The organism is Streptomyces sp. NPDC091280 (genome assembly GCF_044768565.1).
In the GTDB taxonomy this organism is placed as follows: Bacteria; Actinomycetota; Actinomycetes; order Streptomycetales; family Streptomycetaceae; genus Streptomyces.
Map to the genome: position 1 here is coordinate 414738 of NZ_JBIVUZ010000009.1, position 21288 is coordinate 436025.

Below are 21288 nucleotides of genomic sequence, written 5' to 3' on the forward strand. Positions count from 1 at the left end.
GTGTGGGTCAGATGATGCCGAACAGGATTCCTGCCCCGAGGACGACGAGCGATGTCAGGGCCGCCCACTTGACCACGAACCTGGTGTGGTCGCCGAACTCCACCTTGGCCATGCCGACCAGGACGTACACGGCGGGCACCAGCGGGCTCGACATGTGCAGGGGCTGGCCGACGAGGGAGGCGCGGGCGATCTCCAGGGAGGAGACGCCGTGTGCCTGACCGGCCTCGGCGAGCACGGGGAGGATGCCGAAGTAGAAGCCGTCGTTCGACATGAAGTAGGTGAGCGGGATGCTGAGCACGCCGGTGACGAAGGCCATGTGCGGGCCCATGCCGTCGGGGATGTTGTCGACCAGCCAGGTCGCCATGTGGTCGACCATGCCGGTGCCCGTCAGGACGCCGGTGAAGACGGCTGCGGCGAAGACCATGCCGGAGACGTTGAGGACGTTCTCGGCGTGGGCGCCGAGGCGGGCCTTCTGGTCCGGCATGTGGGGGAAGTTGACGGTCAGGGCGAGGGCGGCACCGAGCAGGAAGAGGACCGGGATCGGCAGCCACTCCATGATCATGGCGGTGAGCAGGGTGACCGTGAGCAGCGCGTTGAACCAGTAGAGCTTGGGCCGCAGGGTCGCCCGGTGCGGGTCCAGGCCCTGGAATCCCCCGTCCGCGCCGGGCAGTTCGGCATCGGTTCCGGTGCCGGTGTTCGTGCCGGAGCCGATGCCGGAGCCGTTGCCGGAGCCCGAACCGCCGGTCCGCGCCCGCTTGGTGGCGTCCCCGCCGCCGGCGCCCACGAGGACCGTCTCCGGCTCCGCGGGCTCCTCGACCAGCACCTCGTCCAGTGTCAGCACCCCGAGCCGCTTGCGCTCGCGACGGCCCAGAACGTAGGCGAGGGCGAGGACGCCGAGCAGGCCCACGGCGAGGGCCGGGATCATCGGGACGAAGATGTCGCTGGCGTTGAGCTTGAGAGCGGTGGCGGCACGGGCCGTCGGGCCGCCCCAAGGGAGCGTGTTCATCACGCCGTTGGCCATCGCGGCGACACCGGTCATCACGACCAGGCTCATCTTCAGGCGCTTGTACAGCGGGTACATCGCCGAGACGGTGATCATGAAGGTGGTCGAGCCGTCGCCGTCCAGGGAGACGATCGCGGCGAGGACGGCGGTGCCGACCACGATGCGCAAGGGGTCCGCCTTGCAGAACTTCAGGATGCCCCGCACGATCGGGTCGAACAGGCCCACGTCGATCATCACACCGAAGTAGACGATCGCGAACATGAGCATCGCCGCGGTGGGCGCGAGGCTGGTGACGCCGTCGAGGACGTAGTCGCCGAGCTTGCCGCCCTTTCCGACGAAGACGCAGAACAGCGCCGGTATCAGGACGAGCGCCGCGATCGGCGACATCTTCTTCAACATGATCAGGACCAGGAAGGTCGCGATCATGGCGAAGCCGAGGATGGTCAGCATGAGTGGAACACCTAACGTTCGCCTTTGAACTCCCACCAGGGGCGGCGGTCCGACGACGTTAGGTCGCGCAAAGCGGCGTTAACAAGATGTTGACGTGCGAGCAATAAGCGCAGAATTCCAGGTCACAGTGGTGTATTGAGTGCGGCCACTTCCACGGGCACTCCGTTGAGCACCGCGTTGCCCGACAGCGGGTCGAGGAGACTGCCGTCGAGCAGCTGGTTCACGTTGACGCCCGGGTCGGTGGCCGCGTGGGTGAGCCGGGTGCCGGGGCGGTCGTGTCCCCAGCCGTGCGGGAGGCTCACCACACCGCGTCGCAGGCCGTCCGTGATCTCGGCGGGGGCGGTCACCTCTCCCCCGGCGCCCTTCACCCGGACCGGCGCTCCGTCGACCACGCCGAGGCGCTCGGCGTCCTCGGGGTGGATGTGCAGGGTGCAGCGGTTGGTGCCGCCGGTGAGGGCGGGCACGTTGTGCATCCAGCTGTTGTTGGAACGGAGGTGGCGGCGGCCGACGAGGACGAGTCCGGCGGCGCGCTCGCCCATGGCCTGCCGGAGCCGGGGCAGGTCGTCGGCGATCGGCCGCGGCAGCAGTTCGACCTTCCCGCTCCGGGTCTTCAAGGGCTGCGGCAGGCGGGACGCCAGGGGGCCGAGATCGATGCCGTGCGGCTGCGCGAGGAGTCGCCGGAGGGTGAGTCCGTCCGGTCGTGCGCCGAAGCCGTCGCCGTAGGGGCCCAGGCGCAGCATCAGGTCGAGCCGGCGCTCGGGGCCGGTGTCGCCGGTGAGCTGTGCGGCCAGCTCGCGCGGGTCGCGGCCGTGGACGGGCGAGTCGGGGTCCTTGACGGCCTTGCCGAGGGTCTGGTCGACGACCATCGTGTCGACGGCGGCCGGGTCGGCGCCGTGCATGCCGGTGGCGGCGAGGATCAGCCGGGCCAGGATCTCGGTCTCGGCCATCCGGCCGGGCTCCAGCGGGACCGCCGGGCGGGAGTAGCGGACCTGGTTGCGGACAGCGAGGGTGTTGAACGCGAAGTCGTGGTGCGGACTCTGGGCGGGCGGGGGCGGCGGGAGGACCACGTCGGCGTGGCGGGCGGTCTCGTTGAGGTACGGGTCGACGCTCACCATGAAGTCGAGCGAGTCCAGGGCCTTGTCGAGGCGGGTGCCGTCCGGTGCGGAGAGTACGGGGTTGGCGGCGACGGCGATGAGCGCGCGGATCGGTTCGCCCTCGGCGGTCGCGGTGTCGATCTCCTCGGCGAGCGCGGAGAGCGGCAACTCCCCTTTGGCTTCCGGGTAGTGGCTCACCCGGGAGTGCCAGCGCCCGAGCGCGAAGCCGCGGCCGGGTCCGGCGGGCCGGGGTGTCCGGTCGGTGGCGGCCTGCGGGAAGAGGGCGCCGCCGGGCCGGTCGAGGTTGCCGGTGAGGATGTTGAGGACGTCGACGAGCCAGCTGGCGAGGGTGCCGTGCGGGACGGTGCAGCTGCCGATCCGGCCGTAGACGGCCGCGGTTGGAGCGGCGGCCAGTTCGCGGGCGAGGGCGCGGATCTCGGCGGGGGTCACGTCGCAGGCCTCCGCCACCGCCTCCGGGGTGAACTCCCGTACTTCCTCGCGCACTTCGTCCACACCTTGGACGTGCGGGGCCAACTCACCGAGTTCCACGAGGTGTTCGTCGAAGAGGACGTGGGTCATCGCGGCGAGCAGCAGGGCGTCGGTCCCGGGGCGGACCGCGATGTGCCGGTCGGCGAGCCTGGCGGTGCGGGTGCGGCGCGGGTCGATGACGGTGAGGGTGCCGCCGCGCGCCTTGAGCGCCTTGAGCTTGCCGGGGAAGTCGGGGGCGGTGCACAGACTCCCGTTGGACTCAAGGGGGTTGGCGCCGATGAGGAGCAGGTGGTCGGTGCGGTCGAGGTCCGGCACCGGGATCGCGTTGGCGTCGCCGTAGAGCAGGCCGCAGGAGACGTGTTTGGGCATCTGGTCGACCGTGGAGGCGGTGAAGACGCTGCGGGTGCCGAGGGCGCCGAGGAGGACCTGCGGGTAGAGGGCGCCGGCCATGGTGTGGACGTTGGGGTTGCCGAGGACGACTCCGACGGCGTGCGGGCCGTACCGCTCGACGACCGGGCGCAGGCCCGCGGCGACCGCGTCGAAGGCCTCTTCCCAGGTGGCCTCGCGCAGTTCGCCGGCGCGGCGGACGAGGGGGGTGCGCAGCCGGTCGGGGTCGCCGTCGACGGCACCGAAGGAGGCGCCCTTGGGGCAGATGAACCCCTTGCTGAACACGTCGTCGCGGTCGCCCCGGGCGCCGGTCACCCGGGTGCCCTCGATGGTGAGGGTCAGCCCGCAGGTGGCTTCGCACAGGGGGCAGATACGCAGAGCGGTGCGGGACACGGGGCCTCCCAGGGGCGGTGTTGCCACGTCCCGGCGAGCATACCGACCGGTACGGACGGTGGCGAGGGGACGCCGGGGCGAGGTCGGACACCCGCGCGCCGGCCGGGCGGCCCGGGTCAGTCCAGGACCCGCGCCAGATAGGCCCGCAGCAGGGCCCGGGTCTCCTCGATGACCTTCTCGTCGCCCTCCGGAGCGACCCGGAAGGCGAGATGGACGAGGGAGTCGGCGGTCTCGACCGCGATCAGGAAGGTGCGGCGGAGGTCCTCGTCGGGTTCGCGCGCGAGGTAGCCGGAGAGCAGGTCGGTGAGGCGGTCGGCGACACGGTGGTTGGGTTCCTCGCGGGCCGAGCCGACCGGGATCTGGTTGCCGAAGTCGACGAGGGAGAAGCCGGGCGCCGTGCGCTTCATGGCGATGTACTCGTCCAGGACGGCGTCCACCGCCGCCCGCCACCCCTCCCCGCCGCCGGCGGCCCTGAGGCGCTCGGTGACGCGCTCCGTGTAGCGCTCCAGGTTGCGCTGGGCGAGGGCGTCGGCCATCGCCCGCTTGTTGCCGAAGAAGCGGTAGACCGAGCCGATGGGGACACCCGCGCGCACGGCCACGGCCCGGGTGCTCAGCGCGTCGTAGCCGACCTCGTCGAGGAGGTCGGCGCAGGCGTCGAGGATCCTGGTCAGCCGTTCGGCGCTGCGCCGCTGCACGGGCGCGCGACGGAGCGATGTCGTGTGGGGCACGGGCTTCATGATGCCTTTCCGCCGCGGTCAGGAGAAGCGCGCACCTCAGTACGGAACTGGGTGCCCCTAGCACTCATTCCGGCCCCCCTGCCGACGCGGAACCGGACGTCCCGCTGCCGTCCGGGGTGGCCTGGGCCGCCGACGCGGTGATGTCCGCCGTGCTCTCCACCGGCTTGCCGTGCACGGCCCACACCGTGCCGTCGTCGGCGTAGAGGCGGGCGGTGACGTGGTGGGTGCCGTGCGGGACGAGGCCCGAGGCGAGGCGGTACTCGGGGACGCGCAGCCGGGCGACGGTGCGGCCGTCCACCAGGAGGCGGACGGTGCCGCGGCCGGCCACCGCGACCGGTTTCGCGCCGGAGGGCGAGAAGCGGAAGTCGTGGACGGTCAGCCGGACGTCCCAGCTGTCGTCGGTGGCGTCGGGCTCCACCTCGACGCGGACCTCGGGCGCGCCCTTCTTGTTCACCTCGCGGTAGTGCCGGCCCTGCTCGTCCGTGTGGTCGAGCACCTTGCCCACCGGCGACGGGGAGACCCGCTCGCCGGCCCTCCCCCGGGCACCGCCGGAGTCGCAGCCCGCCGACCCGCCCAGCAGCAGGGCACAGACCGCGAACGCGGTGAGAAGTGCGCGTGACCACGACATGCCGGGGAGACTAGAACACCGGTCCGACAGCCGGATCCCCCTTGAGGCTGGTTCCGCACCTCCGGAAGTCGGATTTTCCCCGGACCCGCGTCGTCCCCTTGCGCCCGGGAAACCGCAATCCTACGGTGATACATAGGAATCAGACGGCGTGGAGGACGAGGAGCAGAGATGAGCGCTGGGGACGTCCGCAAGGCCGCCGAGGGGCTGACCCACCTCACCGGTTTCGGGAACGAACACAGCTCGGAGGCGGTGCCGGGCGCGCTGCCCGAGGGCCGCAACGCCCCGCAGCGCGCACCGCTCGGGCTCTACGCCGAGCAGCTCAGCGGTACGGCGTTCACCGAACCGAGGGCGCACAACCGGCGCTCGTGGCTGTACCGCATCCGCCCCTCGGCCGCGCATCCGCCCTTCACGCGCGTCGACAACGGCGCGATCCGTACGGCGCCCTTCACGGAGTCGGTGCCCGACCCCAACCGGCTGCGCTGGGACCCGCTGCCCGCGCCCGCGCCCGGCACCGACTTCCTGGCCGGCCTGTGGACCCTGGGCGGCAACGGCGACGCGACCACCCGCACCGGCATGGCCGTGCACCTCTACCACGCCGACGCCTCCATGGACCGGGTCTTCAGCGACGCGGACGGCGAGCTGCTGATCGTCCCGGAGCGCGGCGGGCTGCTGCTGCGCACGGAGTTCGGGCTCCTGTGCGCGGAGCCGGGCCATGTCGCGCTGATCCCCCGTGGGGTGCGCTTCCGGGTGGAGCTGCTGGACGCTTCAGCCCGCGGATATGTGTGCGAGAACTACGGGGCGCCCTTCCAGCTCCCCGACCTCGGTCCGATCGGCGCCAACGGCCTCGCCAACGCCCGGGACTTCCGCGCGCCGGTCGCCGCCTACGAGGACGTCGAGGGCCCGGTGGAGGTGGTCAACAAGTTCTGCGGCAACCTGTGGACCGCGACCTACGACCACTCCCCGCTCGACGTCGTCGCCTGGCACGGCAACCATGTGCCGTACGCCTACGACCTGCGTCGCTTCAACGTGATCGGCAGCATCTCCTACGACCACCCGGACCCGTCGATCTTCACCGTGCTGACGTCCCCCTCGGACACCCCGGGCCTGGCCGGCGTGGACTTCGTGGTGTTCGCCCCGCGCTGGCTGGTGGGCGAGGACACCTTCCGGCCGCCCTACTTCCACCGGAACGTGATGAGCGAGTACATGGGCCTCGTCGAGGGCGCCTACGACGCGAAGGCGGAGGGCTTCGTGCCCGGCGGCGGCTCGCTGCACAACATGATGTCGGCGCACGGGCCGGACCGGGAGACCTTCGACCGCGCGAGCGCCGCCGAGCTGCGCCCGCAGCGGATCGACGACGGCCTGGCGTTCATGTTCGAGACCCGCTGGCCGGTCACGGCCACCGCCCAGGCGGCCCGGGCCGACCACCTCCAGCCGGCCTACGACGACGTATGGCGGGGCCTGGAGCGCCACTTCCGCCCCACCCGCTGACAGATCGCCACCGTCCTACGGCCCTTGCACTGATCCCTCCCGACCGGTACGGATGGCCCCGTGACCTCCTTCGCCCCGGATTCGATCGTCCTGAACCGCAAGCTGCCGCTCTGGTACCAGGTGTCGCAGTCCCTGCGCGCCTCGATACTCGGCCGCTCGCCCCAGGACCCGCTGCGGCTGCCCACGGAGGAACAGCTCGCGGGGCACTACGGCGTCAGCGTGCTCACCATGCGGCAGGCGCTGAAAGAGCTGGAGGACGAGGGGCTGATCACCCGTCACCGCCGCCGCGGCACGTTCATCGAGCCGGACGCCCGACGGGCCACTCCGGTACGGCTGTTGGGCTCGGTCGACGCGATCGTGGCCCAGCAGTCCGGGATGACGACCGAACTCCTGGACCACGGCACGGTCCCCGTACCGCCCGAACTCGCCGCGCACTTCCCCGACCTGACCGAGGTGGCGGCCTACCACCGGCTGCGCGGCGACGAGCGGACCGGCGAGCCAACCAACCACGCCCGCAACCACATCCGCCCCGAACTGGCCGCCCGTCTCGACCCGGACGAGCTGATCCGCCGGCCGATGACCAAGGTCCTGCGGGACGTCGTCGGCGCGGACATCAGCCGCATCACGGACACCGTGGAGGCCCGCCTCGCCGACCCGGAGACCGCCCGGCTCCTCCAGGTCCCGCTCCTCAGCCCGATCCTGCACTACACGGGCATCACCTACGACACCCGGGGCAGGGTCCTGGACGTGGCCGTCATCCACTACCGGGGGGACCGTTTCTCCTTCTCGGTCACCCTCGACGTGGCGAACTGAGGTCGTCGTACGATGCCGAGCGTGACGCACGACGACGCTCCGTCGCTCGCGGACCTCATGCCGTGGTCCGTCGCACCGGTCCGGCTCGGCCGGGGGTGGCCGACGGCACCCGACGCGGCGAGCCTGCGGGCCCGCTGGGACGCCCTGCTCAAGGCCGAACTCCCGGACCGGGAAACCCTGTTCGAGCCCAGCCGCGCCCGCACCCTGCACTCGGCGGTGACCCAGCTCCCGGGCCAGTCCAGCGGCACGGAGAGACTGGTCCGCGCCACCGGCCCCTGCCCCGAACCGGTCCGCGTCCTGCACGCGCCCTTCGACGAGCAGTGGCTGATCCCCGACCACCGTCTGATCGACTCGGCCCGCCCGGAGTTGTGGCGGGTGGCGGACGAGCAGCAGGTCTTCGTGGTGGAGACGTCACCGAACACCGCGGGGCCCGCCGTCCTCACGTCCTCGCGCCTGCCGGTCCTCCGCCCCGGCCGCGTCCGCCCGCTGTACCGCCGCCCCGGCGGCACCGAACCGAATCTGGCACCGGGCCTGCTGGAACACCTCGCCACCCGCCTGGGCCACTCCCCCACACCCGTGGACCTCCTCGCCTGGACAGTGGCGACGGCCCGCCCCGGCCCCACCGTCCCCCTGACACCGGACGCCGAACTCTGGTCCCACGGCGTCGAACTGGGCCACCGCGTGCTGCGGCTGACCCGCCACGACGGCGACCGTCCCAAACTCCCCGGCGGCCGACGCCCCTACGTCCGCGCCCCGCTGCCGTCGCTCCCCCTCACCCTCCACTACGACCGCGACGAGGAGACCCTCCATCTGGACGAGGGCCGCATCTCCCCGGTACCGCCCGAGTCCTGGGACTTCGAGGTGAGCGGGGTGCGCGTCCTGGAGGAGTGGTTCGCCTCCCGCACCACGGAGTCCGCCGGACCGGGCACCCTGGCCGCGATCCGCCCCACGGCCTGGCCACAGACGTGGACGTCGGAACTGCTGGAGCTGATCACGGTGCTGGCACTGCTGGCGGAACTCAGGCCGCGGCAGGAGGAGTTGGAGGTACGGGACCACATCACGGCGGCGGAACTGCGCGCGGCGGGAATCCTCCCGGCACCGGAGTCGGCCCTCCACCCCGCGTCGGTCCTCGACCACCACGAGGAGGGCCCGGAGGGCCAGTTCGCCCTGATCTAGCCGCGCTCGGGGTCGAAGGCGTCCAGCACCTTCGCCAACGCCATGCCGAACACCGCGTCCAGGTCGATGGGCCCCGGGTCCTCCGTGAACGCCGCCGCCATCCGCGGATAGGCCCCGCCCGCGATCTGACTCCCCAAGTACGCGATCCGCACGGCGTGTTCCCGCTCCTCGGACCAGGGCAGGGACCGGGACCGCTCGGCGGTGGCCAGCTCGTTCGTGACGTACATCGTCACCACTCCGTTGAGGAGCCCGACGAGTTGCATCTTCGTGCCGTAGGTCGCCTCGACCGGATCGAGACAGGCGAGACAGTGCTCCAGGTACCGCAGCGCGTTCGGGCTGAAGCCGTACACGGGTGACATCAGCCGGGGCAGCCAGGGGTGCCGGTGCATCAGCGTGCGCGTCTGATGCGCGACCCGGAGCATGTCGGCCCGCCAGTCCCCCGACGGCTCCCACTCCTCGTGCTCGCCGCTGACCGCGTCGACCATCAGCTCGTACAGGTCCTCCTTACGGGGGACGTAGTTGTAGAGCGACATCGTGCCGCACCCCAGCTCGGCCGCGACATGGCGCATGGACACCGCGTCCAGCCCGCCGTCGTCGGCGATCCGCACGGCCGCCGCCGCGATGTCCGCGCGACGGTAGGCGGGCTTGGGCCCGCGCCCCGCCCGCTCGGGACGCGCCCAGATCACTTCGGGTACGGCCGCCCGGTCCGCCATCGATCATCACCTCGACCACCATCCTAGTTACGTACACCGTACGTAGTGCGCTATGGTCGGCCCATGACTACTACGTACGCTGTACTTAGTGAAGGTCTGGAGAAGCGCTTCGGCGCCGTGCACGCCCTGCGCGGGCTGGACCTGGCGGTGGCGCGGGGCACGGTCTGCGGAGTGCTCGGGCCCAACGGCGCGGGCAAGACCACGGCCGTCCGGCTGCTCACCACGCTGCTGCGCCCCGACGCGGGCTCCGCGCGGATCGCCGGGCACGATCTGGTCCGGGAGGCTTCGGCCGTCCGGCGCCGGATCGGCGTGGCCGGGCAGTACGCGTCGGTCGACGGCGACCTCACCGGCCGGCAGAACCTGCGGCTGTTCGCCCGCCTGCACCGGGTGCGCGGACCGGCGGAGCGGGCCGCCGAACTGCTGGACCGGTTCGGTCTGACGGAGGCCGCCGACCGGCCCGCGTCCACCTACTCCGGCGGGATGCGCCGCCGCCTCGACCTGGCGGCGAGTCTCGTACGACGCCCCGACGTGCTGTTCCTGGACGAACCCACGACCGGCCTCGACCCGGCCAGCCGCAACCGGATCTGGGACTCCGTAAGGGACTTGAAGAGAGAGGGGACGACCGTGCTGCTGACCACGCAGTATCTGGAGGAGGCCGACCAACTCGCCGACGACATCGCCCTGGTGGACCGGGGGCGGGTCGCGCACAGCGGATCACCGGCCCAACTCAAGGCGCTCATCGGCACCTACGCCGAGGTCGTCGTCGCGCACGCGGACGCGCTGCCGGACGCGGCCGGCGTCCTCGACCGGCTCACGGGCGCCGAGCCGTCCTTCGACCGCGAGCGCAACACCGTCGGCGCGGTCACCGGCGACCCGACCCTCACCCTGCCCCGGCTGGTCCGCGAACTCGACGCGGCGGGCGTGCCGTTGCTCGACGCGCGCATGCGCCCACCGACCCTCGACGACGTGTTCCTGCGCCTGACCGACCGCAAGGAGGCCGTGGCATGAGCGCGTTGGCGTACGACGGCGGTGCGATGCTCGGCCGGCAGCTGCGGCGGGTGCGGAACAACCCGGCGCTGGCGATCCTCACCCAGACCATGCCGATCACCATGCTGCTGTTCTTCGGGTACGTCTTCGGCAGCGCGCTGGCGATGCCCGGCGACGCCTACCGCTCCTACCTGGTACCGGGGTTGCTGGTCGCGACCGCCGCCAACGGCATCATGACCGGCATGTTCCAGGCCGCCCAGGACGCGCACCGGGGCGTGAGCGACCGCCTGCGCACCCTGCCGATGAGCAGGGCCGCCGTACCGCTCGGGCAGGCGGGCGCCGATCTGGTCGTCACGGCGGTCGGCACCGTGCCGTTCCTGCTGGTCGGCCTCGCGGTGGGCTGGCGGGTCGAGGGGCCGGTGGCCCGAGCCGCCGCCGCTGTGGGCCTGTTGCTGCTGTTCCGGTTCGCCTGCACCTGGGTCGGCATCCTGCTCGGGCTCGCCTCCCGCAGCGAGGAGGCGGCCGGCCAGCTGGGCAGCGCGACCTTCATGCTGCCGCTGCTGTCCAACGCGTACATCCCCACCGACCGGCTCCCGGGCTGGCTGCGCGCGCTGGCCGAGTGGAACCCGCTCAGCGCGGTGACCACGGCCCTGCGGTACCTGTTCGGCAACTCGCCCGTGCCCGAGGGCGCCGCCTGGCCGGTCGCCCATCCGATCGCCGGCTCGCTGGCCTGGTGCGCGGCGCTGATCGCCGGGTGCGCGCCGCTCGCCGTACGCCGGTACGCACGCGGCGGGCGCTGAGCGTCCCCGCATGACAAAGCGGCCGGGCGCGGGACATGATCCCTGGCATGGAGCCCCTGCCGCCGCCCCTTGAGGGCGTCACCGTCGTCGCCGTCGAACAGGCCGTCGCGGCCCCCTTCGCCACCCGTCAACTCGCCGATCTGGGCGCCCGGGTGATCAAGGTCGAGCAGATCGACGGCGGTGACTTCGCGCGCGGCTACGACACCGCGGCGGGCGGTCTGGCCTCGCACTTCGTGTGGTGCAACCGGGGCAAGGAGTCGATCGCGCTGAACCTGAAGGACCCGCGCGGGCTGGCCGTCGTACGGCGGCTGGTCGCGGACGCGGACGTGTTCGTGCAGAACCTCGCGCACGGGGCCGCCGCCCGGCTCGGGCTCGACGCGGCGACGCTGTGCGAGGAGCACCCCCGGTTGATCGCCGTGGACATCTCGGGCTACGGCGCGTCGGGGCCGTACGCGGACAAGCGGGCCTACGACATGCTCGTGCAGTGCGAGGCGGGGCTGGTGTCGGTGACCGGGACGCCGGAGCGGCCGGTGAAGGCGGGCATCCCGGTGGCCGACATCGCGGCCGGGATGTACGCGTTCTCCGGTGTGCTGGCGGCACTCGTGCGGCGCGGTACCACCGGGCGGGGCGGTCCCGTCGAGGTCTCGATGCTGGACGCGGTCGTGGAGTGGCTGGGGCATCCGCTGCATCACACGATGCACGGCGGAACTCCCCCGGCGCGCACGGGACTCGCGCACGCCGTCATCGCGCCCTACGACGTCTATCCCACGGCGGACGGCGGGCAGGTGCTGCTCGCGGTGCAGAACGACCGGGAGTGGCGGCGGCTGGCGGAACAGCTGCTGGGGCGGCCGGAGTTGGGCACCGACCCGGACTTCGCGACCAACGCGGAGCGGGTGGTGAACCGGGAGCGCACGGACGCCCTCGTCGGTGCGGTGCTGGGTGGGCTGGCCACCGACGAGGCCGTACTGCGGCTGGAGCGCGCGGATGTGGCCTGTGCGCGGCTCAGGAACGTGCAAGAGGTGGCGGAGCACCCGCAGTTGGCGGCCCGGGAGCGGTGGCGGGAGGTGGGTTCGCCGGTCGGGCCGTTGCGGGCGCTGCTGCCACCGATCACCTTGCCGGGCGGAGGCGAGGCACGGATGGGTGACGTGCCCGCGCTCGGGGAGCACACCGTGGCGCTGCTGCGTGCCGTGGGGATGGCGGACGTCGAGATCGCAGCACTGCGCCGGGACGGTGTGGCGTCCTGAGCGCGGGCCCCCGGGAACTCCCCGGGGACGCCGAGGACTTGCTCAGCGTCCGCCGAAGAGCGAACGGCGCAGCCTGCGCAGCGGTGCGAAGAGCGAGACCCGGCTCACCCGCGCGCCCCTGGCGCTGCGTTCCTGCGTGGTGTCGCGCGAGGTGAGCTCGCGCATCAGCGAAGTCGCCTCTGCCGTCTCGCGCTGCGGGACGACGGGGCCGCCCAGCACCGAGAGATGGCGGTCGAGGCGCGAACTGGTCGCGCTGCTCCCGCACGTGATCGCAGGGACCCTTGCCCTACTGCGCACTATCTGTTCCATGTCACTCCCCACCCGTACGAGTCCACCCGGCCCGGGCAGGGTAACCCTATCGCCCCAACCGGGCACTCGTGTATCGAGGTCTCAGGATTCACCTTCCCCGTAAGGGCGTTGACGACCCCTCCTTGATTACTCTCCGAATCCAACAGATTTCAGGGCGAGTTGGACAACTGGCTGCGTTGTGGGCTGTGGTGAGCCCCCGTCGGGCTCGACGGTCACTGCGAGTGATGTTGCTGATTTGTCGAGTCCGGTGGTCACCAAGGGCGTGTCGTCCTTGAAGAGCCCGAGGGAGCGCGGTTGCGCGTTGGGGCGCATCAGCCACAGTTGACGCACGCGCCCGCTCGGCGGCGCACCGTATCCGCTCAGGGTGACGACCGCGCGCCCCTCCGACGCGGAGGCGATGACGCCGATGCTCCGGCCCGAGGTGTCCGCGCCGGTGGTCGCACGGGCGTCGGGGGCCGCGAGAACGTGTGCGATCTCACGCGACTGCGACTGCGCCGCGTCCAGCTTGTCCTGTGCCTTGTTCGCCTGCACGGCGAACAGCGAGGCCACCACGAGGGCGGCGGCGGCCGTGGCGGTGGCGAACGGCACGAAGAACGGCCGCCGTTGGGGCACCCGCGCGCGGGACGAGGCCAGCGGTTCCGCGCCCCACACATGGGCCGGCAGCCGGGGCGTGTACCCCCTCCGCTCCCGGCCGTGCTCGCGCAACGGCCCGGACTCCTGGGGGGTGTTGCGTATCGCGGACAGCACCCGGTCGCGCATCGCGGGCGGCGGCTGGGCGGCCGTCGACCAGGCCAGCCGGACCGCGTCCTCGGTCAGGGCGCGCACGTCCTCGGCGCAGCGCTCGCAGTTCCTGAGGTGCTTCTCGAACTCGCGGCGCTCACCGGGTTCGAGGGCGTCGAGGGCGTAGGGGGCGGCCAGCGAGTGCAGATCGCCCCGGCCGAACAGTCGGGCGAAGACGCTCATGCGGCACCTCCCAGGCAGTCGCGCAGCCGGGTGAGTCCGTCACGCATACGGGTCTTGACCGTGCCCAGCGGCAGCGAGAGCCGCTCGGCCACTTCACGGTACGTATAGCCGTCGTAATAGGCGAGGGTCACGGACTGCCGTTGCAGGGTGGTCAGCCGGTCCAGGCAGCGGCGCACCAACTGCCGTTCCAGGCCCGCCTCGACCTCCTCGGTCACCTGGTCGAAGGCCGGGTTGTGGGAGCGGCGGGCCTCGCGCTGCTCCCGGTCGACGGCCGCGCGGGCGCTGCGCACCCGGTCGACGGCCCGGCGGTGGGCGAGTGTGAGGACCCAGGACAGGGCGCTGCCGCGGCGGGGGTCGAACCGGGCGGCGGAACGCCAGAGTTCGAGCAGCACCTCCTGGGAGACCTCCTCGGACTGGGCGGGGTCGCGCACCACGCGGCGCACCAGTCCGAACACAGGCCCGGACACCAGTCCGTACAGCTCCTCGAAGGCCTGTTGGTCCCCTCCGGCCACCTGGACCAGGAGTTCGTCCGCCCCCACCCGTCCGCCTCTCGTCGACCGCACGCGGCCCCTCCTCTTCGACCGCACGCGGTCTGTCACTTCGCATCCCGTCACACGAGGCATTCGCAGCGGATGCCTCTACGGATGGGTACGGATCAGCGGACCTAAAACGCGGGTCACGACCTGGATTGCGGCACACCAAAAAAAACTTTTCGCGTTCGACCAATCCGGCCCGGCACCAGCTCCGAATCCCCGAGCGTCAGGCAAGTTGGCACTGAGGACGGACGGCATGACACCTATCTCCAGGAGCGGTGCGGGACGCAGGAAGCTCGCGGCCCTCATATGTGGCGCGCTCGCCGCCGGAGGGCTCGCAGCCGCCGGCACGGCCGCGCTGGAACCGGGAGTGGCCTCGGCCTCCTCCCACCGGGAGGCGCCCCTCATCTCGGGGACCCCCCAGTACGACAACACGGACCTCTACGCGTTCGTGAGCCCGGACAAGCCGAACACCACCACCATCGTGGCGAACTGGATCCCGTTCGAGGAGCCCGCCGGCGGCCCGAACTTCTACCAGTTCGCGGACGACGCCCAGTACGACCTGCACATCGACAACGACGGTGACGCGCTGGACGACTTCATCTTCCGCTACACCTTCGACACCCAGATCAAGAACAAGAAGACGTTCCTCTACAACACGGGCCCGGTCACCAGCCTCACCGACCCCGACCTGAACGTCACGCAGTCGTACGACGTCGAGCTGATCAAGCTCAAGAAGGGCAAGCAGGTCTACAAGACCAAGATCGCCGACGACATCCCCGTCGCGCCCTCCGACGTCGGCAAGGCGTCGATGCCCGACTACGCCAAGCTGCGTTCGCAGGCGATCTACAAGACGGCGAACGGCGGCGCGACCTTCGCGGGCCAGGCCGACGACCCGTTCTTCGCCGACCTGCGCGTCTTCGACCTGCTGTACGGCGGCAACCTCAGCGAGGTCGGCAACGACACGCTCAAGGGCTACAACGTCAACACGATCGCCCTCCAGGTGCCCAACGACCTGATCCGGCAGTCGAAGAACCACCCGACGGTCGGCATCTACTCGACGACCCAGCGCAAGAACGCCCAGGGCTACTACACGCAGGTCTCGCGCCTCGGCAACCCGCTGGTCAACGAGGTCGTCAACCCGCAGAAGGACAAGGACAAGTTCAACGCGTCCCAGCCCAAGGACGACGCGCAGTTCCTGAAGAACGTGACCAACCCGGAACTGCCGAAGCTCATCGAGTCGATCTACAAGATCAAGGCTCCGAAGGAGCCGCGCAACGACCTCGTCAGCGTGTTCCTCACGGGCGTCAAGGACCTCAACACGCTCCAGCCGTACAGCAAGCCGTCGGAGATGCTGCGCCTGAACACGTCGATCCCGCCGACCGCGCACCCCAAGCGGCTCGGTGTCCTCGACGGCGACAACGCGGGCTTCCCGAACGGGCGTCGGCTGACCGACGACGTGATCGACGAGGCGCTCCAGGTCATGGAGGGTGAACTCGTCGGCTCCAAGAACGACTTGGGCGACGCGGTCGACAAGAACGACAAGGGCTTCGAGAAGTACTTCCCCTACGTCGCCGAGCCGACCTCGGGTTCGCGCGGCCCGCTCGCCAAGGGCACGAGCAGCGGCAGTGACGTCAAGAACCAGCTGGGCGACGCGTTGCAGCCGGCGGGCTCGTCCTCCAGCAACAACATGATGCTGATCACCGCGTCGGCGGCCTCGGGTGTGGCCGGCGTCCTGCTGATCGGCGCGGGCGTGGCGTGGTGGCGCCGCAGGATGAGCCACCGCCCGTACTGACCCCCACCGACTGGCGCGGCCCGCACAGCTACTTCCCCCACGGTGCGGGCCGCGCCACCCCTGCGTGACAACCCCCCACGGCAGTACGGCACTTGAACCACCCCAGGCGATGGAGGAACGGCATGGCCCCGCGCGAGAACGACAACGAGCCGACGGAGGGCGAGCCCGGCGCGACGCCGGTGGCGGCGGAGCGGGAACGGGAGTGGGAGCGGGTGTGGGCGGAGAACGAGCACGAGGGCGAGGGCGGGGGCGAGGACAAGCCCGGCAACGGCCCTGACCTCGAAGCCGACTCCCAGGACACCGAGGCCAGTTCCGAGGACAACAGGGCCAGTTCCGAGGACACCAAGGCCGACTCCCAGGACACAAAGGCCAGTTCCGAAGGCATGACCGACTCCGAGGCCGACTCCGAGTCAGACTCCGAAGCCGCCCCCGAGGCCGCACCAGAAGCCGCAGCCCCATCGCCTGGGCACGACCACCCCCACCCACACCCCCACTCTCACGACCATGACCACCCGCACCCCCACGACCACGACCACGGTGATCACGCCCATCACTCCGGCGCGCCCGAAGGGGCCGGCGCGGACGATCGCGTCGCCGCCGTGCGCCGACTGGGCGCCGCCGGCCGTCGCTGGCGGGTCGTCCGACTCGCCGGATGCGCCGCCCTGTTGGCCGTGGCGATGACCGGTGCGGCCATCGCGATCGGCGCGGCGAAGGACAACGGCGCCACCGGCGCGGCGGCCGTGTCGAGTGCCGTGTCGCCGGACCTGCTGGCCGGCGGCAGCCTGGACGCGAGCATCGCCGCGCTTCAGGCCCATCTCCGGGGCCAGCCGAAGGACTTCGACGGCTGGGCGACGCTCGGGCTGGCCTACGTCGAGCAGGCCAGGACCAAGGGCGACCCCTCCCGGTACCCGCAGGCACAGGCCGCCTTCACGCGGTCGCTGAAGATCTCGCCGGACAACGAGAACGCCCTTGAGGGCCGGGCCGCGCTCGCCGCCGCCCGGCACGAGTTCGCGGAGGCACTCGGCTACGCGGACCGGGTCCTGAAGGAGAACCCGTACAGCGAGGACGCCCTGTGCTCCCGTATCGACGCGCTCGTCGAACTCGGCCGCTACGCCGACGCGTCGAAGGCCGCCGACCTCGCCGACGCCCGCAAGCCCGGCATCCCGGTCTTCACCCGGTTCGCGTACGTGCGTGAGCTGCGCGGTGACGTCACCGGGGCCCGCAGCGTGCTGGAGCGCGCGCTCTCCGTCGCCAGTTCGCCCGGCGACATCTCGTACGTGGCCTGGACGCTCGGCCAACTCGACTGGAACCAGGGCGACTACAAGGCCGCGCTGGACGACTACAGCCGCGCCCTCGCCGCCGACGAGAACTACCTCCCCGCGCTGGAGGGCCGCGCCCGCGCCCAGGCCGCCCTGGGCGACCGCGCCGAGGCCATCAAGGGCATGGAACTGGTCGTCTCCCGCTATCCGCTCCCCCAACCCCTGGTGGAACTGGGCGAGTTGTACGAGAGCCGGGGCGCGGCGGGCGACAGGACGAAGGCCGACAACCAGTACGCCCTCGTCGACGCCTGGATCGCCCTGGCCCGCGCCAACGGCGTCAACGCCGACCTGGACACCGCGCTCGCCGCCGCCGACCACGGAAACATCAAGTCGGCGCTGAAGGCCGCCCGCGCCGAGTGGGCCCGTCGGCACACCGTGCACACGGCGGACGCCCTGGCCTGGGCCCTGCACGTCAACGGCCTCGACAAGGAGGCCCTCCCCTACGCCCGTCAGGCCACGGCCACCGGCTACCGCAACGCGTCGTTCATCTACCACCTCGGCATGATCGAGATCGCCACCGGTCACACGGCGGACGGCCGCGCCCACCTGACCAAGGCCCTGAAGCTGAACCCGGGCTTCTCCCCGCTCGGCGCGAGCAAGGCCCGCAAGGCGCTGGAGGCCGCCAAGTGAGGCCGCTCCGGCGTCTGTTGGCGTCCACCGCGGCCGTCCTCACGGCCGCCGGCGCGCTCCTGCTGGTCCCGGCCGCGACCGCGAGCGCGCACCCGCTGGGCAACTTCACCGTCAACCGCTACGACGGTCTCGTCGTCGCCCCCGGCGTGCTGCGCGTCACGCACATCGAGGACCTCGCGGAGATCCCGGCGACCCAGGCCAAGCCGGACATCAAGCGGCTGGGCATGACCGAGTGGGCCCGGGAGCGCTGCGACAAGGCCGCCGAGGGCAGCAAGGTCACCGTCGACGGACGTACGGTCGCGCTCACGCCCGGCACGAGTACGGCGCGGCTGCGGCCCGGGCAGGCCGGGCTCAACACCCTGCGGGTGGAGTGCTCTTCGACGGCACCGCTGCCCAAGGGCGGCACGGTCGCCCTCGGCTTCCACAGCGCGGGCCTGACCACCGGACCCGGCTGGCGGGAGATCACCGCGCAGGCCGACCGGATGACGCTCACCGGGACGGACGTACCGAAGAAGTCGGTCTCGCACGAACTGACCAGCTATCCCAAGGACTTGCTCTCCTCGCCCGCCGACATCACCAAGGCGTCGCTGCGCGCGCGTCCCGGTGGTCCGGCTCTCACCGACGACGCCCGGTCGGGGTCGGACACCGCCGCCTCGATCCTCCCGCGCGGTGTGGACCGCTGGACGGAGGCGCTGAGCAACCTGGTGGCCCGGCAGCATCTCACCGTCGGCTTCGCCGCCCTCGCCCTGCTCCTCTCGGTCGTGCTGGGCGCGATGCACGCGCTCGCCCCCGGTCACGGCAAGACGCTGATGGCGGCCACGGCGGCGGCCCGGGGCGGCCGCGCCCGGTTCAAGGACGTGCTCCCGCTCGCCGCCTCGGTCACGGTCACCCACACCCTCGGCGTGATCGCCCTGGGCCTCCTGGTCACGGCCGGTTCCGCCGCGACGCCCTCGGTGATCGCCTGGCTGGGCCTCGCGAGCGGTGTCCTGGTGCTCTTCGCGGGCGGCAACCTCGTCCGCCGCGCCTGGCGCAACCGCCCGCGCCCACAGGCCAGTTCACCCGGACATGTGCACGAGCCCGCGAAGTCCCCCGCGCGCGAGCTGGTCCTGGCCGCCGCCCACGCGGAGCCCCACGCACACCCGCACCCGCACAGCCACGACGACGACCATGCCCACGGTCACAGCCACAGCCACGACCACGGGCACGACCACTCCCATCCGCACCCTCACGACCACGACCACCCTCACGAGCACGACCACGGCCACGACTCCACCGTGGAGCACACGCACGGCGGCTTCACGCACACCCACTCCACCGCCCCCACCCTGCGCGGCACGATCCTGCTCGGCTTCGCCGGCGGGCTGGTGCCGAGCCCGTCCGCCGTGGTCGTCCTCGTGGGGGCCGCCGCGCTCGGCCAGGCCTGGTTCGGGCTGCTGCTGGTCGTCGCCTACGGCGTCGGGCTCGCCCTCACCCTCACGGCCGCCGGATTCGCCGTCGTGAAGCTGGGTACAGGGATGAACCGGGTGCTGGACCGGCGCCCCCGCTGGACCACCAGCCCCACGGCCGTGCTGGTCCGCCGGACCCTGCCCTTGATGTCGGCGTTCGTCGTCGTCGCCCTGGGGGTCGGTCTGGTGCTCAAGGGGGCGGCATCCGCACTCGGCTGAGCTACGTTTGTGGAGGATCGGCCCGGATGTGAATGGGGAGTGCCCATGCCCGAAGAACCGGGCACTGAACGTGTGATCGCGGACCGCTACCGGCTGCTGTCCCCCCTCGGCGAGGGGGGCATGGGAACGGTCTGGCGGGCCCGCGACGAAGTGCTGCAACGCGAGGTCGCCGTCAAGGAGGTGCGCGCGCCGGCCGGACTCGCCTCCGGTGACGTGGAGCGCATGTACGCCCGGTTGGAGCGCGAGGCGTGGGCCGCCGCGCGGGTCGCCAACCGCAATGTGGTGACGGTGTACGACGTGGCGATGCAGGACGGCCGCCCCTGGATCGTCATGGAGCTGGTGCGGGGTGTGTCCCTGGCCGATCTCCTGGACGCCGAGGGGCCGTTGACCCCGCAGCGGGCCGCGCACATCGGTGCCGAGGTGCTGGCCGCGCTGCGCGCCGCGCACGACGCCGGGGTGCTGCACCGCGATGTGAAACCGGCCAATGTGCTGATGTCGAACGACGGCCGGGTGGTGCTGACGGACTTCGGTATCGCGATGGTCGAGGGCAGTTCGGCGCTCACCATGACCGGCGAGGTCATCGGCTCGCCCGAATTCCTTGCTCCGGAGCGGGCGTTGGGCCGTACGCCCGGTCCCGAGTCCGATCTGTGGGCGCTGGGCGTGCTGTTGTACGCGGCGGTCGAGGGCAGTTCGCCGTTCCGGCAGAACACCCCGCTGAGCACGCTGCGCGCGATCGTCGACGAGGACCTGCCCACCCCGCACCGGGCGGGACCGCTCGCCCCGGTGATCGAGGGGCTGCTGCGCAAGGACCCGGCCGAGCGGCTGACGGCCGAGCAGGCGGAGCGGGACCTGCGGCTGGTCGCGGCGGGCGGCACGCCTCACGGAAGCACCGCGCCCACGGCTCCGTACACCCCGACGATGGCGGGGTATCCGCAGGACTTCTCCGCGTCCGACGAACGGACGCCGCCACAGCCGGTGCGGGGCTTCGGGCCGCCGCCCCCCTCCTATACGACGCCCACGCCCACGGCCGCGGACGAACCGCACCGCAACCGGCGGGCGGCCTTGGTGATCGTCGCGGGTGTGCTCGCGCTGGCCCTGGCGATCGGCGGGCTGACGTACGCCCTGCTGAACCGGGACACCGGGGACGCCGACGCGGGCAAGGGCGCGAGCACCCCCAAGAGCCAGCCCTCGGACGGGACTTCGCCCAGTCCGAGCAGCGAGACGACGACCGCCGCCGAGACGCCGAGCCCGAGCGCCGGCAAGTCCTCGGCGGCGCCGCAGTCGGTTCAGGTGTCCGTGGCGGGCGCCAACACGGACTACTCCGGGAGCTGTCCGCCGTCGAACACGGACGCGCCGACCTTCACGGCGAGTTTCACGGTGGGGCGGCTGCCCGCCGAGGTGTCCTACCGGTGGGTGCTGAAGAGCGGTTCGGTCTCCGACCCCGGGTGGAAGACGCTCTCGTTCCCCTCGGGCGGCGGGAAGACCAAGCAGGACCGGGTGTTCCTGACGACGTACTCGAACAGCGGGACGTTCCGCAACGAGATCAGTGTCGAGGTCCGCAGTCCGGTGCGGGTGACGTCCAACTCCGTGCCGTTCTCGGTGACCTGCCTGACGGAGACCCCGTCGGACGGGGCCTCCGCGTCGGACTCGGCGTCGCCTTCCGGCGGCTGAGC

At 71.8% G+C, this 21288-nt stretch carries 18 protein-coding genes; 10 read left to right on the forward strand and 8 right to left on the reverse strand.

Features of this window, described 5'->3' with window-relative positions; genetic code table 11:
• Positions 1-7: 7 nt before the first annotated feature.
• The 4 genes from ACIQPR_RS28080 to ACIQPR_RS28095 all read right to left on the reverse strand — a co-directional run bounded on the left by ACIQPR_RS28080 (position 8) and on the right by ACIQPR_RS28095 (position 5181).
• Positions 8-1453, reverse strand: coding sequence for a CitMHS family transporter (locus tag ACIQPR_RS28080; protein WP_403653692.1), 1446 nt, complete (start codon positions 1451-1453; stop codon positions 8-10).
• Positions 1454-1575: 122 nt separating this feature from the next.
• Positions 1576-3816, reverse strand: a complete 2241-nt coding sequence (locus tag ACIQPR_RS28085; RefSeq protein ID WP_403653694.1) for a molybdopterin oxidoreductase family protein — start codon at positions 3814-3816, stop codon at positions 1576-1578.
• 116 nt (positions 3817-3932) lie between these two features.
• Positions 3933-4553 (reverse strand): TetR family transcriptional regulator, encoded by a 621-nt coding sequence (locus ACIQPR_RS28090; protein WP_403653697.1) that lies wholly within the window; start codon positions 4551-4553, stop codon positions 3933-3935.
• A gap of 64 nt (positions 4554-4617) precedes the next feature.
• Complete coding sequence (locus ACIQPR_RS28095; RefSeq protein ID WP_403653700.1) at positions 4618-5181, reverse strand: hypothetical protein; 564 nt, start codon at positions 5179-5181, stop codon at positions 4618-4620.
• Positions 5182-5349: 168 nt separating this feature from the next.
• Between ACIQPR_RS28095 and hmgA the strand changes: the two genes are divergently transcribed.
• The 3 genes from hmgA to ACIQPR_RS28110 are packed head-to-tail and all read left to right on the forward strand — an operon-like array spanning position 5350 to position 8658.
• On the forward strand, positions 5350-6669 hold the full coding sequence (hmgA, locus tag ACIQPR_RS28100; RefSeq protein WP_403653702.1) for a homogentisate 1,2-dioxygenase: 1320 nt from the start codon (positions 5350-5352) through the stop codon (positions 6667-6669).
• A 60-nt stretch (positions 6670-6729) separates the two neighbouring features.
• Positions 6730-7482 (forward strand): GntR family transcriptional regulator, encoded by a 753-nt coding sequence (locus ACIQPR_RS28105; protein ID WP_403653706.1) that lies wholly within the window; start codon positions 6730-6732, stop codon positions 7480-7482.
• A 12-nt stretch (positions 7483-7494) separates the two neighbouring features.
• Positions 7495-8658, forward strand: a complete 1164-nt coding sequence (locus ACIQPR_RS28110; protein WP_403653709.1) for a type ISP restriction/modification enzyme — start codon at positions 7495-7497, stop codon at positions 8656-8658.
• Here ACIQPR_RS28110 and ACIQPR_RS28115 read toward each other — a convergent pair.
• Positions 8655-9371, reverse strand: coding sequence for a TetR/AcrR family transcriptional regulator (locus ACIQPR_RS28115; RefSeq protein ID WP_403653712.1), 717 nt, complete (start codon positions 9369-9371; stop codon positions 8655-8657). The two genes, ACIQPR_RS28110 and ACIQPR_RS28115, sit on opposite strands and share 4 nt — an antisense overlap.
• Before the next feature lie 63 nt (positions 9372-9434).
• Here ACIQPR_RS28115 and ACIQPR_RS28120 point away from each other — a divergent pair, with 63 nt between their 5' ends.
• From ACIQPR_RS28120 to ACIQPR_RS28130, 3 genes are read left to right on the forward strand one after another with little or no spacing between them, the layout of a single operon-like run.
• A complete protein-coding gene (locus tag ACIQPR_RS28120; protein WP_403653715.1) occupies positions 9435-10379 on the forward strand; it encodes an ATP-binding cassette domain-containing protein in 945 nt (314 codons plus the stop codon).
• Positions 10376-11158, forward strand: coding sequence for an ABC transporter permease (locus tag ACIQPR_RS28125; protein ID WP_403653718.1), 783 nt, complete (start codon positions 10376-10378; stop codon positions 11156-11158). Before ACIQPR_RS28120 ends, ACIQPR_RS28125 begins: the two co-directional genes overlap by 4 nt.
• Before the next feature lie 35 nt (positions 11159-11193).
• Positions 11194-12402, forward strand: a complete 1209-nt coding sequence (locus tag ACIQPR_RS28130; protein ID WP_403653721.1) for a CaiB/BaiF CoA transferase family protein — start codon at positions 11194-11196, stop codon at positions 12400-12402.
• Between the two features lie 42 nt (positions 12403-12444).
• Here the strand turns inward: ACIQPR_RS28130 and ACIQPR_RS28135 are convergent, their stop codons facing one another.
• The 3 genes from ACIQPR_RS28135 to ACIQPR_RS28145 form a co-directional block, all read right to left on the reverse strand.
• The gene (locus tag ACIQPR_RS28135) at positions 12445-12711 is read right to left on the reverse strand and encodes a hypothetical protein (protein ID WP_019066227.1); all 267 of its coding nucleotides are present in this window, start codon (positions 12709-12711) and stop codon (positions 12445-12447) included.
• 126 nt (positions 12712-12837) lie between these two features.
• Positions 12838-13674 carry an anti-sigma factor domain-containing protein gene (locus ACIQPR_RS28140; protein WP_403653724.1) on the reverse strand — a complete coding sequence of 279 codons (837 nt, stop codon included), beginning with the start codon at positions 13672-13674 and terminating at the stop codon, positions 12838-12840.
• A complete protein-coding gene (locus tag ACIQPR_RS28145; RefSeq protein WP_403653959.1) occupies positions 13671-14213 on the reverse strand; it encodes a sigma-70 family RNA polymerase sigma factor in 543 nt (180 codons plus the stop codon). The genes ACIQPR_RS28140 and ACIQPR_RS28145 overlap by 4 nt, the downstream gene beginning before the upstream one ends.
• A gap of 250 nt (positions 14214-14463) precedes the next feature.
• Between ACIQPR_RS28145 and ACIQPR_RS28150 the strand changes: the two genes are divergently transcribed.
• From ACIQPR_RS28150 to ACIQPR_RS28165, 4 genes are all read left to right on the forward strand, one after another.
• Positions 14464-16002 carry a DUF4331 domain-containing protein gene (locus ACIQPR_RS28150; RefSeq protein ID WP_403653727.1) on the forward strand — a complete coding sequence of 513 codons (1539 nt, stop codon included), beginning with the start codon at positions 14464-14466 and terminating at the stop codon, positions 16000-16002.
• A gap of 122 nt (positions 16003-16124) precedes the next feature.
• Positions 16125-17951, forward strand: a complete 1827-nt coding sequence (locus ACIQPR_RS28155; RefSeq protein WP_403653730.1) for a tetratricopeptide repeat protein — start codon at positions 16125-16127, stop codon at positions 17949-17951.
• The gene (locus ACIQPR_RS28160) at positions 17948-19615 is read left to right on the forward strand and encodes a sulfite exporter TauE/SafE family protein (RefSeq protein WP_403653733.1); all 1668 of its coding nucleotides are present in this window, start codon (positions 17948-17950) and stop codon (positions 19613-19615) included. The genes ACIQPR_RS28155 and ACIQPR_RS28160 overlap by 4 nt, the downstream gene beginning before the upstream one ends.
• A gap of 45 nt (positions 19616-19660) precedes the next feature.
• Positions 19661-21286, forward strand: a complete 1626-nt coding sequence (locus ACIQPR_RS28165; RefSeq protein ID WP_403653736.1) for a protein kinase — start codon at positions 19661-19663, stop codon at positions 21284-21286.
• Positions 21287-21288: the final 2 nt, after the last annotated feature.